A 13242-nucleotide genomic window follows, 5' to 3' on the forward strand; every position below is an offset into this window, starting at 1 on the left:
TTTGTGGAATTGTTTTGCCCGTGTGCGCTAATTAATCTCGTTCCGTTTCGCATAGCTAGCGACTTCTGTCGTTAAGGACTTCAAGGGATCACAAACATAATGGTCAAGTCTCAACCGATTCTGAGATATATATGGCGGGTATTGCCCGCAGTGGCTTTAGCCACGCTGCTTTCAGCCTGTAGCTCGACGAATACCAACAGCAATGCACAAACTGATACGCATGCAGTTAATGGCCATAACGGCTTTTTACTTCAGGCGTCTCAGGATGAATTCGAACAGATGGTTCAGAATGTGGATATTAAATCCCGCCTGATGGATCAATATTCGGACTGGAAGGGCGTTCGTTACCGTCTTGGCGGTACCAGTAAACGCGGCATTGACTGTTCTGCCTTTGTGCAGACCACCTTTCGTGAACAGTTTGGCCTGGATCTGCCCCGCTCAACCTATGAACAGGAAGACACCGGCAAAAGCATCCAGCGCGGCAAACTGCGCCCGGGCGATTTAGTGCTGTTCCGCGCCGGCTCTACCGGCCGCCATGTCGGCATCTACCTGGGCAACGATAATTTCGTGCATGCCTCTACCAGCAGCGGCGTGATGATTTCCAATCTCAACGACGCTTACTGGAAAAATCGCTATCGCGAAGGCCGCCGGGTACTAAGCCGAACGCAAAGCTGATCCCCCTGAAGTCTGTGCAAAACGGTTCCGAGCCCCGCTATAAGCGGGGTTTTTTATGGGTAAAGGCTGGCTGCTTCCTGGCTCTTCCCCTTTTTCACTAAAGCCCCGTTGGAAAACGGCAAAGAGAGGCCAGCACAAAGAAACCTGTTTCCCGCTGAGCCTGACACTCTTGCTTTAATATTAACTGGCACTAATTTGTTATTAATAACAGACGCACAAATATTTATATTCAAAAGCTTTTTGGCTACATCGGCCGTTCTGATGGTTTGTTTTATTGCGCCCTGCCTGCGCGCACGAGCGAAATAACTGACATAATGCGTTAAAAAACCGAAGCTAATCATAATAATAAGAAGACAAACGGCACTTTCCCGGTATATCCTGCCGGATTGAAACGGCGTCTGTTGTGCAGGACAGCGCAATGACTTAACCGGCACTTTCGGGAGATAAACCCCATGCCACTCTCATCAAGCCTTACGCGGCCACTTCTCAATCCTCGCAAGATTGCCTGCTTCAGCGCGACCCTCGGCTTACTTCTTTTTCTGGCATTTATCATCATCGCGCTGGCCGTTATGCTTCATCGCCGGGCCGACAATCACGATGAAATGGCCAGAAACACCCAGGCCTATGTGCTGACGATGCTCGATGAACTAAAGCGGAAACTGTTGCCGCTACAAACGTCGCCTCGCCCTGCCTGCTCCGCCATAAAAAATGACCTGATTGAGCGCGCCGCCCTGGATGATAATATTCAGGCTATCCTGATGGTTAATCACAATCGGGCATGGTGCTCTTCGCTGGCCGGAGAAACCCAAATCGCTATGCGCCAGTTTTCCCCTACGACGGACACCCGCAAGCCGCTTGATATTCAGCTTGCCGCCGCGCCGCTGACGCCTGATAAACCGGTTCTTCACCTCTGGTTGCAGAATGGCGAGGCAGGCAACGGCCTGCTGGTCACGCTAAAGATTAATCTGACGCCCTGGCTACTGTATACCGAACGGCAGCATGAGATTTCAGGTATAGCTATTGTGACCGGCAAGCGGGCGTTAACCAGCTGGGAACAGCGCGTAACGGCAACCAGCTCGCTGCCCGACGATCCGTCAAAAACCATGACGCTACCCGGCTATCCTTTACAGCTAAAGCTTTATGGCGGCAGGCTGAATAGTGACGATATTACGCTGGTGCTGCTGGCCGGTTTGTTGCTGAGCCTGACCGGCGGCTTTGCCTGCTATGCCCTGCTCACGCTCTTTATCCGACCGGGCAAGGAAATCCTGCAGGGCATTCGGCGCGGGGAATTCCACGTAGAGTACCAGCCGGTTATTGCCGCGGCGACCGGCCAGGCCTGCGGTCTGGAAGCGCTGCTGCGCTGGACGCATCCCGAAGCTGGCGCCATCCCGCCCGACGTTTTTATCCGCTACGCCGAAAACAAAAATTTGATTGTGCCCTTAACCCGGCACCTGTTTGAACTGGTGGCGCGCGATTGCCATACGCTGCAACATGCCGTGCCGGCCGGCATCAATCTCAACCTGAACCTTTCGCCTGCTCACCTGGGCGATAAAACCTTTTTCCAGGACGTTTTAGCATGGCTGGAAGCGATGCCTAAGGATCACTTCAGCTACGTTTTTGAAATTACCGAACGGACTATGGTAGAAACCCGCAACGCCCAGTCGGTGTTCGACTGGCTGCGCGGCCAAAATATTCGTATCGCGCTGGATGATTTCGGCACCGGACACAGTGCCTTAATTTATCTGGAAAAATTCCGTTTTGACTATCTGAAAATAGATCGGGGATTTGTAAAAAACATCGCCCGCGAGTCGTTTTCTTCGCCGGTGCTGGATGCGGTGCTGGCGCTGGCGAAAAAACTCAATCTGCTGACGGTAGCTGAAGGCGTAGAAACCGGTGAGCAGGCGCGCTGGCTGCGCCACCGTGGCGTCTGTCATTTTCAGGGCTATTTATTCAGCCGCCCGCGTACGGTGACGCAGCTGATTGATTATTTTCAGCATGAGCCCCGCAGCGAACCGGCTGCCGGATGAGTTATTGCGCTACGCTTTTTAAATGTGCTTCGCTGGCGCATTGCGCAATGCTCTGGCAGGCTGGGGATCGCGCTGCGTTTTTTATCAGGATCGGATAATAAGATGATTTTTCGCTGGTTAGCTTTGCTGCTGTTCTGCTGCGCCGCGACGACGGCACGGGCTGAAGAAATTCATGAGAGCTACGCCTTTGCCCAGCTGGGCGAGCCTAAATATGCCGTGAACTTCACGCATTTTGACTACGCCAATCCGGCTGCGCCCAAGGGCGGTAGCGCGACGCTTGCCGCTATCGGCACTTACGATAACTTTAACCGTTTTGCCTCGCGCGGCAATCCGGCGCAGGGCACGGATACGCTTTACGATACGCTGTTCGTGAACTCAGAAGACGAAGTGGGCAGCTACTATCCGCTGATTGCCGAATTCGCTCGCTACCCGGATAGCTATCGCTGGGTGGAAGTCACGCTGAATCCCCAGGCGCGTTACCAGGACGGTTCATCCATCACCGCAGAAGATGTTGCTTTTACCTTTAATAAATTTATGCAGCAGGGCGTACCGCAGTTTCGGGTGTTTTACAAAGGCGTCACGGTCAAAGCCATTGCGCAGCTGACGGTGCGCTTTGAGCTGCCGGTCGGCAACAAAGATATGATGCTTTCGCTGCTTACGCTGCCCGTTTTCCCGCAGAGCTTCTGGAAGGATCATAATCTCAGCGAGCCGTTACCTGCGCCGCCGCCCGGCAGCGGGCCGTATCGCGTGTCGGCCTATAAAGTCGGTCAGTCCGTAACCTGGTCACGGGTCAAAGATTATTGGGCCGCTAATTTGCCCGTCAATAAAGGCCGTTTTAATTTCGATACGCTGCGCTACGATTACTATCTGGATGACAATGTGGCTTTCGAGGCGTTTAAAGCGGGCGCGTTTGACTTTCGTGCCGAAGGCTCCGCCAAAAAGTGGGCCACCCAGTATCGCGGCCGGAATTTCGACAGCCATTACATCGTGAAAGACGCAAAGCCGAATACCGTGGCTACCTCCTCAAACTGGCTGGCGTTTAACGTACAGAAACCCCTGTTTGCCGATCGCCGCGTGCGCGAAGCAGTTTCGCTGGCGTTCGATTTTGAGTGGATGAATAAGGCGTTATTTTACGGCGCTTATAAGCGCACCCGCAGCTATTTTCAGAACACGGACTATGCCGCTACCGACTATCCCGACGCTAAAGAACTGGAAATTCTGGCGCCCTTTAAGGGCAAAATTCCTGATGAGGTTTTCTCGCAGATTTATCAGCCGCCTCACACCGACGGCAGCGGGTACGATCGCGCCAATCTGCTGAAGGCCACGGCGCTGCTGGAGCAGGCCGGCTGGACGTTGAAAAATCAGCGCCTGGTCAACGCCAGCGGCCAGCCTTTCACCTTTGAACTGCTGCTGCGCAGCGGCGGCAACGATCAGTGGGTGCTGCCTTTTCAGCACAATCTGGCGCGCCTGGGCATCAACCTGGTCATCCGGCAGGTAGACAGCTCGCAATATCTGGCCCGCATGCGCAAAAGCGACTTTGATATGCTGGTTTCGCCCTACCCGGCTATCCCCTACCCCGACAGCAACCTGCAAATTTACTGGTCAAGCGCCTATGTAAATTCCACCTACAACCGGCCGCATGTCGCCAGCCCGGTAATCGACCAGCTGATTGAAAAGATAAATCAGCATCAGAGCGATGAAGCCGCGCTGCTGCCGCTGGGTCGCGCGCTGGATCGGGTGCTGCTGTGGAACTATTACATGATACCGATGTGGTATGGTGCCAGCGATCGCTATGCCTGGTGGGATAAATTTTCGATGCCCGCCACGCGGCCGACTTATTCTTTAGGCTTCGACAGCTGGTGGTATGACGTTAATAAAGCCGCGCAGCTGCCGGCCCAGCGTCGTTAAGGAGAGCAGTTTGGGCGCCTATTTGCTACGCAGACTTCTATTAATCATTCCCACGCTGTGGGCGATTATTACGATTAACTTTTTTATCGTGCAGATTGCGCCGGGCGGCCCGGTCGATCAGGCGCTGGCCAATATCGAATTCGGCCAGACTACCGGAATGCCGGGCGCCGGCAATACGCCGCAGGCGCAGGGACGCAGCGCGCTGCATGCTCAGCCCGGTGACAGCCAATATCGCGGGTCGCGCGGGCTGGATCCGGAAGTGGTGGCGGAAATCACCAAACGTTACGGTTTCGACAAGCCGATGTATCAGCGCTACCTGGATATGCTGTGGAACTATGTGCGCTTCGATTTTGGCGACAGCCTGTTCCGCAGCAGCTCGGTTGTGCAGCTGATTAAAGAGAGCCTGCCGGTTTCCGTCTCGCTGGGGCTGTGGAGCACGCTGATTATCTATCTGGTCTCTATCCCGCTTGGCATCCGCAAAGCCGTGCATAACGGCAGCGCCTTCGATATCTGGAGCAGCTCGCTGATTATCATCGGCTACGCCATTCCCTCGTTCCTGTTCGCCACGCTGCTGATCGTGCTGTTTGCAGGCGGCAGCTATCTGGACTGGTTTCCGCTGCGCGGGCTGGTGTCGGCGCAGTTCGACTCGCTGCCCTGGTACGGCAAAATCACGGACTATCTCTGGCATATTACCCTGCCGGTGCTGGCGACGGTGATCGGCGGCTTCGCCACGCTGACTATGCTGACCAAAAACTCGTTTCTTGATGAAATCCGCAAGCAGTACGTGGTCACGGCGCGGGCCAAAGGGCTGGACGAGAGCAAAATTCTCTACCGTCACGTTTTCCGCAACGCCATGCTGCTGGTGATCGCCGGTTTCCCGGCCACCTTTATCAGCATGTTCTTTACCGGATCGCTGCTGATTGAGGTGATGTTCTCTCTGAACGGGCTGGGCCTGCTGGGCTACGACGCCACCATTCAGCGTGACTATCCGGTTATGTTCGGCACGCTTTACATTTTCACCCTGATCGGCCTGCTGCTGAATATCCTCAGCGATATCACCTATACGCTGGTCGATCCGCGCATTGATTTTGAAGGTCGCTGATGAGCCGATTAAGCCCCGTTAATCACGCGCGCTGGCAGCGTTTTCGACATAACCGTCGTGGCTACTGGTCGCTGTGGATTTTTGCCGTTCTGTTTGTGCTCTGCCTTGGCTCCGAGCTGCTGGCTAACGATAAGCCGCTGCTGGTGCGCTACGATCATCGCTTCTATTTTCCGCTGCTGGTGGACTACAGCGAAACCGATTTTGGCGGCCAGCTGGCGACCAAAGCCGACTATCAGGATCCGTGGCTGAAATCTCGCCTGGATAAGGAAGGCTGGGCCATCTGGGCGCCGATCAAATTTGGCGACGGCACCATCAATTTCGCCTCCAGCGTCCCCTTCCCTTCGCCACCCTCGCTGCAAAACTGGCTGGGCACCGATGCTAACGGCGGCGACGTGCTGGCAAGGATCCTCTACGGCGCGCGTATTTCGCTGCTGTTTGGCCTGATGCTGACGCTGATGTCCAGCGTAGTCGGCATCATCGTCGGCGCCTGTCAGGGCTATTATGGCGGGCGGGTAGATTTGTGGGGCCAGCGCTTTATCGAAGTCTGGTCGGGTATGCCTACGCTGTTTCTGATTATTTTGTTGTCGAGCGTGGTGCAGCCCGGCTTCTGGTGGCTGCTGGCCATTAACGTGCTGTTTGGCTGGATGCAGCTGGTCGGCGTGGTGCGCGCTGAATTCTTACGCGCGCGCAACTTTGACTATATTCGCGCCGCGCAGGCGCTGGGCGTCGGCGACCGGACTATTATGCTGCGCCATATGCTGCCGAATGCGATGGTGGCGACGCTGACCTATCTGCCCTTTATTCTGTGCGGCTCTATTACCACGCTGACCTCGCTGGATTTCCTCGGCTTCGGGCTGCCGATGGGGTCGCCTTCGCTGGGCGAGCTGCTGCTACAGGGCAAAAATAACCTTCAGGCGCCCTGGCTCGGCATGGCGGCCTTTTTCTCGCTGGCGATCCTGCTGTCGCTGTTGATCTTTATCGGTGAGGCGGTTCGTGACGCCTTCGATCCCAGTAAGGTGCACTGATGTCGTTGCTGACCGTCAAAAACTTAAGCATTGCCTTTCGCCAGGCCGGCGTTGAGCGTCAGGTTGTCGATAATTTGTCGCTGAGCGTCGCAGCGGGCGAGACGCTGGCGCTGGTGGGCGAATCCGGCTCGGGCAAAAGCGTGACCGCCCTGTCGATGATGCGCCTGCTGCCCACGCCGCCGGTGGTCTATCCGCAGGGCGAAATCCTGTTCGCCGGTCAGGACGTGCTGAAGGCCGACGAGCGCACGCTGCGCGGCCTGCGCGGCAACCGTATGGCGATGATTTTTCAGGAGCCGATGGTGTCGCTGAATCCGCTGCACAGCATTGAAAAACAGCTGTATGAGGTGTTATCGCTGCACCGTGGCATGCGCGCGGCGGCGGCGAAGGCCGAGATCCTTAGCTGTCTGGATCGCGTGGGCATTCGGCAGCCCGCCAGGCGAATGGGCGATTTTCCGCATCAGCTTTCCGGCGGCGAACGGCAGCGGGTAATGATTGCGATGGCGCTGCTGACGCGGCCTCAGCTGCTGATTGCCGATGAGCCGACCACCGCGCTGGACGTTACCGTGCAGGCGCAGATCCTGGTTCTGCTGAAGGAGCTGAAGCAGGAGATGAATATGGGCCTGCTGTTTATCACCCACAACCTGAATATTGTGCGGCAGCTGGCCGACAACGTGCTGGTGATGCGTAACGGCCAGGGCGTGGAGCGCAATACCAGTCGCCAGCTGTTCAGCGCGCCCGAACATCCCTATACCCGCACGCTGCTGGATGCGGAGCCGGAAGGCAGCCCCGATCCTGTTGACAGCGCGGCGCCACCGCTGCTGAAGGTCAGCAACCTCAGCGTCGCTTTTTCCCTGAAAAAGGGTCTGATGCGCCGCGTAGTGGGTGCGCATCAGGCGCTGAAGTCGCTGAGTTTTGAGCTACGTCCGGGCGAAAGCCTGGGGCTGGTCGGGGAATCCGGCTCGGGCAAAAGCACCACCGGCCTGGCGCTGCTGCGGCTAATCAAGGCCAAAGGCGAAATCTGGCTGGGCGACAGACCGCTGCACCAGTGGGATCGCAGGCAAATGCTGCCGGTACGTCGGGAAATGCAGGTGGTTTTTCAGGATCCGAATTCTGCGCTCAATCCCCGGCTGAACGTGCAGCAGATCATTGCGGAAGGCTTGCAGGTGCACCAGCCTGAACTGATCGCGGAACAGCGCGAGGCGCTGGTGATCCAGGCAATGCAGGAAGTGGGACTGGATGCGGAAACCCGTCATCGTTACCCATCGGAGTTTTCCGGCGGACAGCGGCAGCGCATCGCCATCGCGCGCGCGCTGATCCTTCAGCCGCAGCTGATCGTGCTGGATGAACCAACCTCTTCACTGGATCGTTCCGTACAAAAACAGATCCTGGCGCTGCTGAAAAAGCTCCAACGGGATCGTCAGCTGGCCTATATTTTTATCAGCCACGATCTGCGCGTAGTCAGATCGCTGTGCCACCAGGTGGTGGTGCTGCGACAGGGAGAAGTCGTGGAGCAAGGCGATTGCGAAACTATTTTTACCGCGCCGAAAGCGCGCTATACGCAGGAGCTAATTGCGCTTGCCTGAGGCCTGGCTCAGGCAGGTATATTTTTAAAGGCTTCAGCAATGCCGACGCCAAAGTTTTTCAGGCGGCAGGTAGTGGCGCATTCATCATTACGCGCCACGAACAGGCACGGCTCGCCTTCCCACTCGACCACGGCGCAGTCGAGCTGAATTTCCGCCAGCGCCTCTTTCAGCATCTGCATGATATCCCAGGCCTGTACGCCCTGATGACTGAGCAGGCTCAGGCCTACCAGGTCATCCTCCGCCTCTGTACCACTGAGCGCACGCGGCTCCAGCCGCTTTCCGGCTCCCCAGCGATAGCTTTGCGGCAGGCGATGCACCACCGAATGTTGTAATCTGTTCACCCCTACTCCCCAGCCCGTAGCCATCATCATTTCTGCCTGTTTCTGGTCGTGGACATACCCCATCTGCGAGGGCTTAGTACCGCCAGTTCGTGATTTTGTTCTCATTTTTACCGCGTCGGCGCCGTAATAACAATCAATTTTGTTGCACAAAAGTAATTTAAGCTTAGTTATTTTTACAATAAGGCAACATTATAGCGTGTATCAGCAGAAAAGCCGGGAAGCAAGGCTTCCCGTTTTGGCGAGGATTAAGCGGGTCAGGCTATTACGCGGATGCGGGCGTCGATGTTATGGCAAGCTGCGCTGACGGCTTTTACGCGGGCGCGTGGCGTAGATAAACAGCAGCACGGAAAACGTGGCGCAGATAAAAATGGAGCCAACCATCGGCCAGGCGCTGGTAAAGGTCATGGTGGAGAGCAGCGCGCCGACCAGCGCGCCCACGCCAAAGCGCAGCGTGCCCGCCAGCGAGGAAGCGGTGCCCGCCATATGCGGAAACTCTTCCAGGATCACCGCCATGGCGTTAGAAGAAACCATCGCCACGCAGCCGATAAACATTGCCACGCCAAACACCAGCGGCAGGAAACCGAGGTTCAGTGCGCTGACCACCACCAGCCAGATGCCCATCGTAAACTGGATCAGCAGCCCCAGACGGAACATCGCCAGCGGGCCGAAGCGGCGCACGCAGCGGCTGTTCAGCAGCGTCATCAGGAACAGGAAAACCACGTTCAGCGCAAAGTAGTAACCAAAATCCTGCGGCGAAATATGGTTCAGCTCGATATAGACAAAGGGGCCGGCGTTAAGGAAAGAGAACATCCCGGCAAAGGAAAAGCCGCTGGCCATCATATAGCTGAACACGCGCTTGTGGCGAAACAGCGACAGAAAGTTGCGCAGCGTGGTGCGCATATTGAATTTTTGCCGCTTATCGTGCGGCAGCGTCTCTTTGATCTGCGTGACCACCAGCAGCGTGGTGACCACGGCGGCCAGCGAGATAGCCCAGAAGATGGCGTGCCAGTTCCACAGCAGCAGCATCCAGCCGCCCAGGATAGGCGCCAGCAGCGGCGCGATGGTGGTGACCAGCATGACAAAGGACATCATGCGCGAGAACTCCTCTTTCGAGTAGCTGTCGCGCATCAGGGCGCTGATCACCACGCTGCCCGCCGCCGCCGACAGGCCGTGCAGCAAACGCATAAAGATCAGCTGATCGATGGTTTGCGCCAGCGCGCAGGCCGCCGCCGCGACGGCGAAAATCAGCGTGCCCACGGCTATCACTGGCTTGCGGCCAAAGCTGTCGGCCAGCGGGCCGTAGATTAACTGCCCCAGCGCAAAGCCCAGGATATAGAGGTTCAGCGTCATCTGCACGCTGCCGGCCGACACGCCAAATTCGCGGGCGATTTGCGGAAGCGCAGGCAAATACATGTCGATCGACAACGGCATTAGCATAGCCAGCAGGCCAAGAATAACGACCAGTCCCGCCGACGAGTTCTTTTCCTTACGCATCCCTGTTTCCTTATTTTAATTCTGCGGGCAGTCTCACGCTGGCGATCTCTTCCGCCGTCAGGGCGCGATACTCGCCCGGCTCCAGTTCCTCATCCAGCACGATATCGCCAATACGCTCGCGATGCAGCGCCACCACGTGGTTACCCACCGCAGCGAACATCCGTTTTACCTGGTGATAGCGCCCTTCGCTGATGGTCAGCCGCACCTGATTTTCACTGATGACTTCCAGGCTGGCTGGCTTAGTGAGGTCTTTTTCGTTATGCAGCTGCACGCCTGCGGCGAACTGCTCCGCCGTATCCTCGGCCAGCGCGTTTTCCAGCGTCACCAGGTAGGTTTTTTCACAGTGATGGCGCGGCGAGGTGATGCGGTGCGACCACTGGCCATCATCGGTCATCAGCACCAGGCCGGTGGTGTCGATATCAAGCCGCCCTGCCGCGTGCAGTTTATACGCGGTGGGCTCTTCCAGAAAATAGAGCACCGTTGGGTGATCCGGATCGTCGGTGGAGCAGACGTAGCCCTGCGGCTTGTTCAGCATAAAATAGCGCGGGCCGATCTGCAGCCGTAACGGATTGCCGTCATATTCCACTTCGCTTTCCGGGCTGAGCTTAAAAGACCCTTCGCGCACCACTTCCCCATCAACCGTCACCTTACGCGCGCGCAGCTCGCGAGCGGCAATCGCCCGGCTGACTTCCAGTTGCTGAGATAAAAATTTATCAAGTCGCATTAAATCTGCACTGCCTGTTTCAATGAATGAATTCACCGTTCCTGTAGGGAACGTCAGAAGAGAGTAACAGCAGAAGTATATCGGGAGTTGCGGCTCAGGCACAGAGGCGCGCGCGCACGGAGCGGACTTTCGTGGCATAATGCGGCTTTGCTCGCGGATTTAATCATGTCCTTTACCCTGCGCCCCTACCAACAGGAAGCCGTTGACGCCACGCTCAGCTACTTCCGTCGCTCTCACCAGCCCGCCGTGATTGTCCTGCCGACCGGCGCGGGCAAAAGCCTGGTGATCGCCGAACTGGCGCGGCTGGCGCGCGGACGCGTGCTGGTGCTGGCGCACGTCAAAGAGCTGGTGGCGCAGAACCACAGCAAATATCAGGCTTACGGCCTGCAGGCCGATATCTTTGCCGCCGGTCTGCAAAAGAAAGAGAGCCGCAGCAAGGTGGTGTTCGGCAGCGTACAGTCGGTGGCCCGCAATCTGGCGCAGTTCGACAGCGAGTTTTCGCTGCTGATTGTGGATGAGTGTCACCGCATTGGCGACGCCGAAGACAGCCAGTACCAGCAGATCCTCAACCATCTGCGCCAGCGCAATCCGCAGCTGCGCCTGCTGGGCCTGACCGCAACGCCCTATCGCCTGGGCAAGGGCTGGATCTATCAGTTCCACTATCACGGCATGGTGCGCGGCGACGAGCGGGCGCTGTTTCGCGACTGCATCTACGAGCTGCCGCTGCGCTATATGATCAAACACGGCTTTCTGGTGCCGCCGGAAAGGCTGGATATGCCGGTGGTGCAGTACGATTTCAGCCGCCTGACCGCCAGGGAAAACGGCCTGTTCAGCGAGGCGGATCTCAACCTGGAGCTGAAGCAGCAGCAGCGCATTACGCCGCATATTATTCAGCAGATCGTTGAGTTTGCGCAGGATCGCCAGGGCGTGATGATTTTTGCCGCCACGGTCGAGCATGCCAAAGAGGTGCTGGGCCTGCTGCCCGACAGCAAGGCGCTGATCAGCGCCACCACGCCTGCCGCCGAGCGCGATGCCCTTATTACCGCCTTTAAAGCGCGCGAGCTGCGCTACATGGTTAACGTGGCGGTCTTGACCACCGGCTTTGACGCGCCGCACGTCGATCTTATCGCCATCCTTCGCCCTACGGAATCGGTCAGCCTGTATCAGCAGATTGTCGGACGCGGGCTGCGGCTGTGCCCTGGCAAAACCGACTGCCTGATCCTGGACTACGCGGGTAATCCGCACGATATCTTTACGCCGGAAGTGGGCGCGCCCAAGGGCAAAAGCGACAATAAACCGGTGCAGGTTTTCTGCCCGGCCTGCGGCTTTGCCAATACGTTCTGGGGCAAAACCACCGCCGACGGCACCATTATTGAGCACTTTGGCCGCCGTTGTCAGGGCGTGATGGAAGACGACGACGGCGAGCGCGAGCAGTGCGACTTCCGCTTCCGCTTTAAAAGCTGCCCGCACTGCAACGCCGAGAACGATATCGCCGCCCGCCGCTGCCATCAGTGTGACGCGGTGCTGGTCGATCCCGACGATATGTTGAAAGCGGCGCTAAAGCTGAAGGATGCGCTGGTGCTGCGCTGCGCTGCGATGGTGCTGGAAAACGGTCGCGATGAGAAAGGCGAGTGGCTGAAGGCGCGCTATTTCGATGAGGAAGCAACCGAAGTGAGCGAGCGCTTCCGCCTGAGTACGCCCGCGCAGCGCAAAGCCTTCGAGCAGCTGTTTATGCGACCGCATCAGCGAGCGCCCGGCGTGCCGCTCGGCTGGGAAAACGCGGCGGATATCGTAGCGATGCAGCCGCTGCTACGCCATCCCGATTTTGTGGTGGCCCGCAAACAGCGCAATTTCTGGCAGATCCGTGAAAAAGTGTTCGATTATCAGGGCCGTTTTCGACGCGCTAATGAGATCCGTTAGGGCACACGGTGTTTAATGCGTTGCCCGCACCGGCCTTGCCTGCTACAATGCGCCCCGCTTTTGCCGCTGGCGAAAGCTGAACAATCCAACCTGTTGCTGGGTCGCCTGTAGCAGGATAATTACTTAGAAAGAGACTGAACAATGTTCACTATCAATGCAGAAGAACGTAAAGAGCAGGGTAAGGGTGCGAGCCGCCGCCTGCGTACAGCTAACAAATTCCCGGCCATCATCTATGGCGGTAACGAAGCAGCTGTAGCTATCGAACTGGATCACGACTACGTGATGAACATGCAGGTTAAGCCTGAGTTCTACACCGACGTGCTGACTCTGGTTGTTGACGGTAAAGAAACTAAAGTAAAAGTGCAGGCTGTACAGCGTCACCCGTTCAAGCCAAAACTGCACCACATCGACTTCGTTCGCGCTTAATCGCCGACCGATCTCTG

General features: G+C 57.1%; 11 protein-coding genes. 8 read left to right on the plus strand and 3 right to left on the minus strand.

Translation table 11 applies throughout. The annotated features are described in order from the left end of the window. The first annotated feature begins 99 nt into the window (after positions 1-99). The 6 genes from mepS (at position 100) to yejF (ending at position 8320) form a co-directional block, all read left to right on the plus strand. On the plus strand, positions 100-675 hold the full coding sequence (mepS, locus tag QZH36_RS14015) for a bifunctional murein DD-endopeptidase/murein LD-carboxypeptidase (protein WP_125288197.1): 576 nt from the start codon (positions 100-102) through the stop codon (positions 673-675). Between the two features lie 452 nt (positions 676-1127). Then, on the plus strand, positions 1128-2702 hold the full coding sequence (locus QZH36_RS14020) for a cyclic di-GMP phosphodiesterase (protein ID WP_301251146.1): 1575 nt from the start codon (positions 1128-1130) through the stop codon (positions 2700-2702). A 102-nt stretch (positions 2703-2804) separates the two neighbouring features. Further along, on the plus strand, positions 2805-4610 hold the full coding sequence (locus QZH36_RS14025) for an extracellular solute-binding protein (RefSeq protein WP_253459896.1): 1806 nt from the start codon (positions 2805-2807) through the stop codon (positions 4608-4610). Positions 4611-4620: 10 nt separating this feature from the next. Beyond that, on the plus strand, positions 4621-5712 hold the full coding sequence (locus QZH36_RS14030) for a microcin C ABC transporter permease YejB (RefSeq protein WP_253459893.1): 1092 nt from the start codon (positions 4621-4623) through the stop codon (positions 5710-5712). Then, entirely contained in the window at positions 5712-6737 is a 1026-nt protein-coding gene (locus QZH36_RS14035) for a microcin C ABC transporter permease (RefSeq protein ID WP_301251148.1), read from the plus strand. The genes QZH36_RS14030 and QZH36_RS14035 overlap by 1 nt, the downstream gene beginning before the upstream one ends. Beyond that, positions 6737-8320: a microcin C ABC transporter ATP-binding protein YejF gene (yejF, locus tag QZH36_RS14040; protein WP_301730490.1), complete on the plus strand. Its 1584-nt coding sequence runs from the start codon at positions 6737-6739 to the stop codon at positions 8318-8320. The genes QZH36_RS14035 and yejF overlap by 1 nt, the downstream gene beginning before the upstream one ends. Before the next feature lie 8 nt (positions 8321-8328). On the opposite strand, the gene QZH36_RS14045 is transcribed toward yejF, so the two are convergent. From QZH36_RS14045 to rsuA, 3 genes are all read right to left on the minus strand, one after another. Further along, the gene (locus QZH36_RS14045) at positions 8329-8661 is read right to left on the minus strand and encodes a YejG family protein (RefSeq protein ID WP_253459886.1); all 333 of its coding nucleotides are present in this window, start codon (positions 8659-8661) and stop codon (positions 8329-8331) included. 285 nt (positions 8662-8946) lie between these two features. After that, positions 8947-10155 carry a Bcr/CflA family multidrug efflux MFS transporter gene (locus QZH36_RS14050; protein WP_301730491.1) on the minus strand — a complete coding sequence of 403 codons (1209 nt, stop codon included), beginning with the start codon at positions 10153-10155 and terminating at the stop codon, positions 8947-8949. Between the two features lie 10 nt (positions 10156-10165). Next, the gene (gene rsuA / locus QZH36_RS14055; protein ID WP_253459880.1) at positions 10166-10879 is read right to left on the minus strand and encodes a 16S rRNA pseudouridine(516) synthase RsuA; all 714 of its coding nucleotides are present in this window, start codon (positions 10877-10879) and stop codon (positions 10166-10168) included. Between the two features lie 165 nt (positions 10880-11044). On the opposite strand from rsuA, the gene radD reads away from it, so the two are divergent. Next, the gene (gene radD / locus QZH36_RS14060) at positions 11045-12799 is read left to right on the plus strand and encodes a DNA repair helicase RadD (RefSeq protein ID WP_301251151.1); all 1755 of its coding nucleotides are present in this window, start codon (positions 11045-11047) and stop codon (positions 12797-12799) included. Positions 12800-12940: 141 nt separating this feature from the next. Continuing rightward, positions 12941-13225, plus strand: coding sequence for a 50S ribosomal protein L25 (gene rplY, locus QZH36_RS14065; protein ID WP_125288207.1), 285 nt, complete (start codon positions 12941-12943; stop codon positions 13223-13225). The last annotated feature ends 17 nt before the right edge of the window (positions 13226-13242 follow it).

Source organism: Erwinia wuhanensis (assembly GCF_030484085.1).
GTDB lineage: Bacteria > Pseudomonadota > Gammaproteobacteria > Enterobacterales > Enterobacteriaceae > Erwinia > Erwinia aeris.

Excerpts from the sequence above, each read along its gene's own strand:
- mepS (WP_125288197.1), top strand. The coding sequence starts at position 100 with ATGGTCAAGTCTCAACCGATTCTGAGATATATATGGCGGGTATTGCCC.
- QZH36_RS14020 (WP_301251146.1), top strand. The coding sequence starts at position 1,128 with ATGCCACTCTCATCAAGCCTTACGCGGCCACTTCTCAATCCTCGCAAG.
- QZH36_RS14025 (WP_253459896.1), top strand. The coding sequence starts at position 2,805 with ATGATTTTTCGCTGGTTAGCTTTGCTGCTGTTCTGCTGCGCCGCGACG.
- QZH36_RS14035 (WP_301251148.1), top strand. The coding sequence starts at position 5,712 with ATGAGCCGATTAAGCCCCGTTAATCACGCGCGCTGGCAGCGTTTTCGA.
- yejF (WP_301730490.1), top strand. The coding sequence starts at position 6,737 with ATGTCGTTGCTGACCGTCAAAAACTTAAGCATTGCCTTTCGCCAGGCC.
- QZH36_RS14050 (WP_301730491.1), bottom strand. The coding sequence starts at position 10,155 with ATGCGTAAGGAAAAGAACTCGTCGGCGGGACTGGTCGTTATTCTTGGC.
- rsuA (WP_253459880.1), bottom strand. The coding sequence starts at position 10,879 with ATGCGACTTGATAAATTTTTATCTCAGCAACTGGAAGTCAGCCGGGCG.
- radD (WP_301251151.1), top strand. The coding sequence starts at position 11,045 with ATGTCCTTTACCCTGCGCCCCTACCAACAGGAAGCCGTTGACGCCACG.
- rplY (WP_125288207.1), top strand. The coding sequence starts at position 12,941 with ATGTTCACTATCAATGCAGAAGAACGTAAAGAGCAGGGTAAGGGTGCG.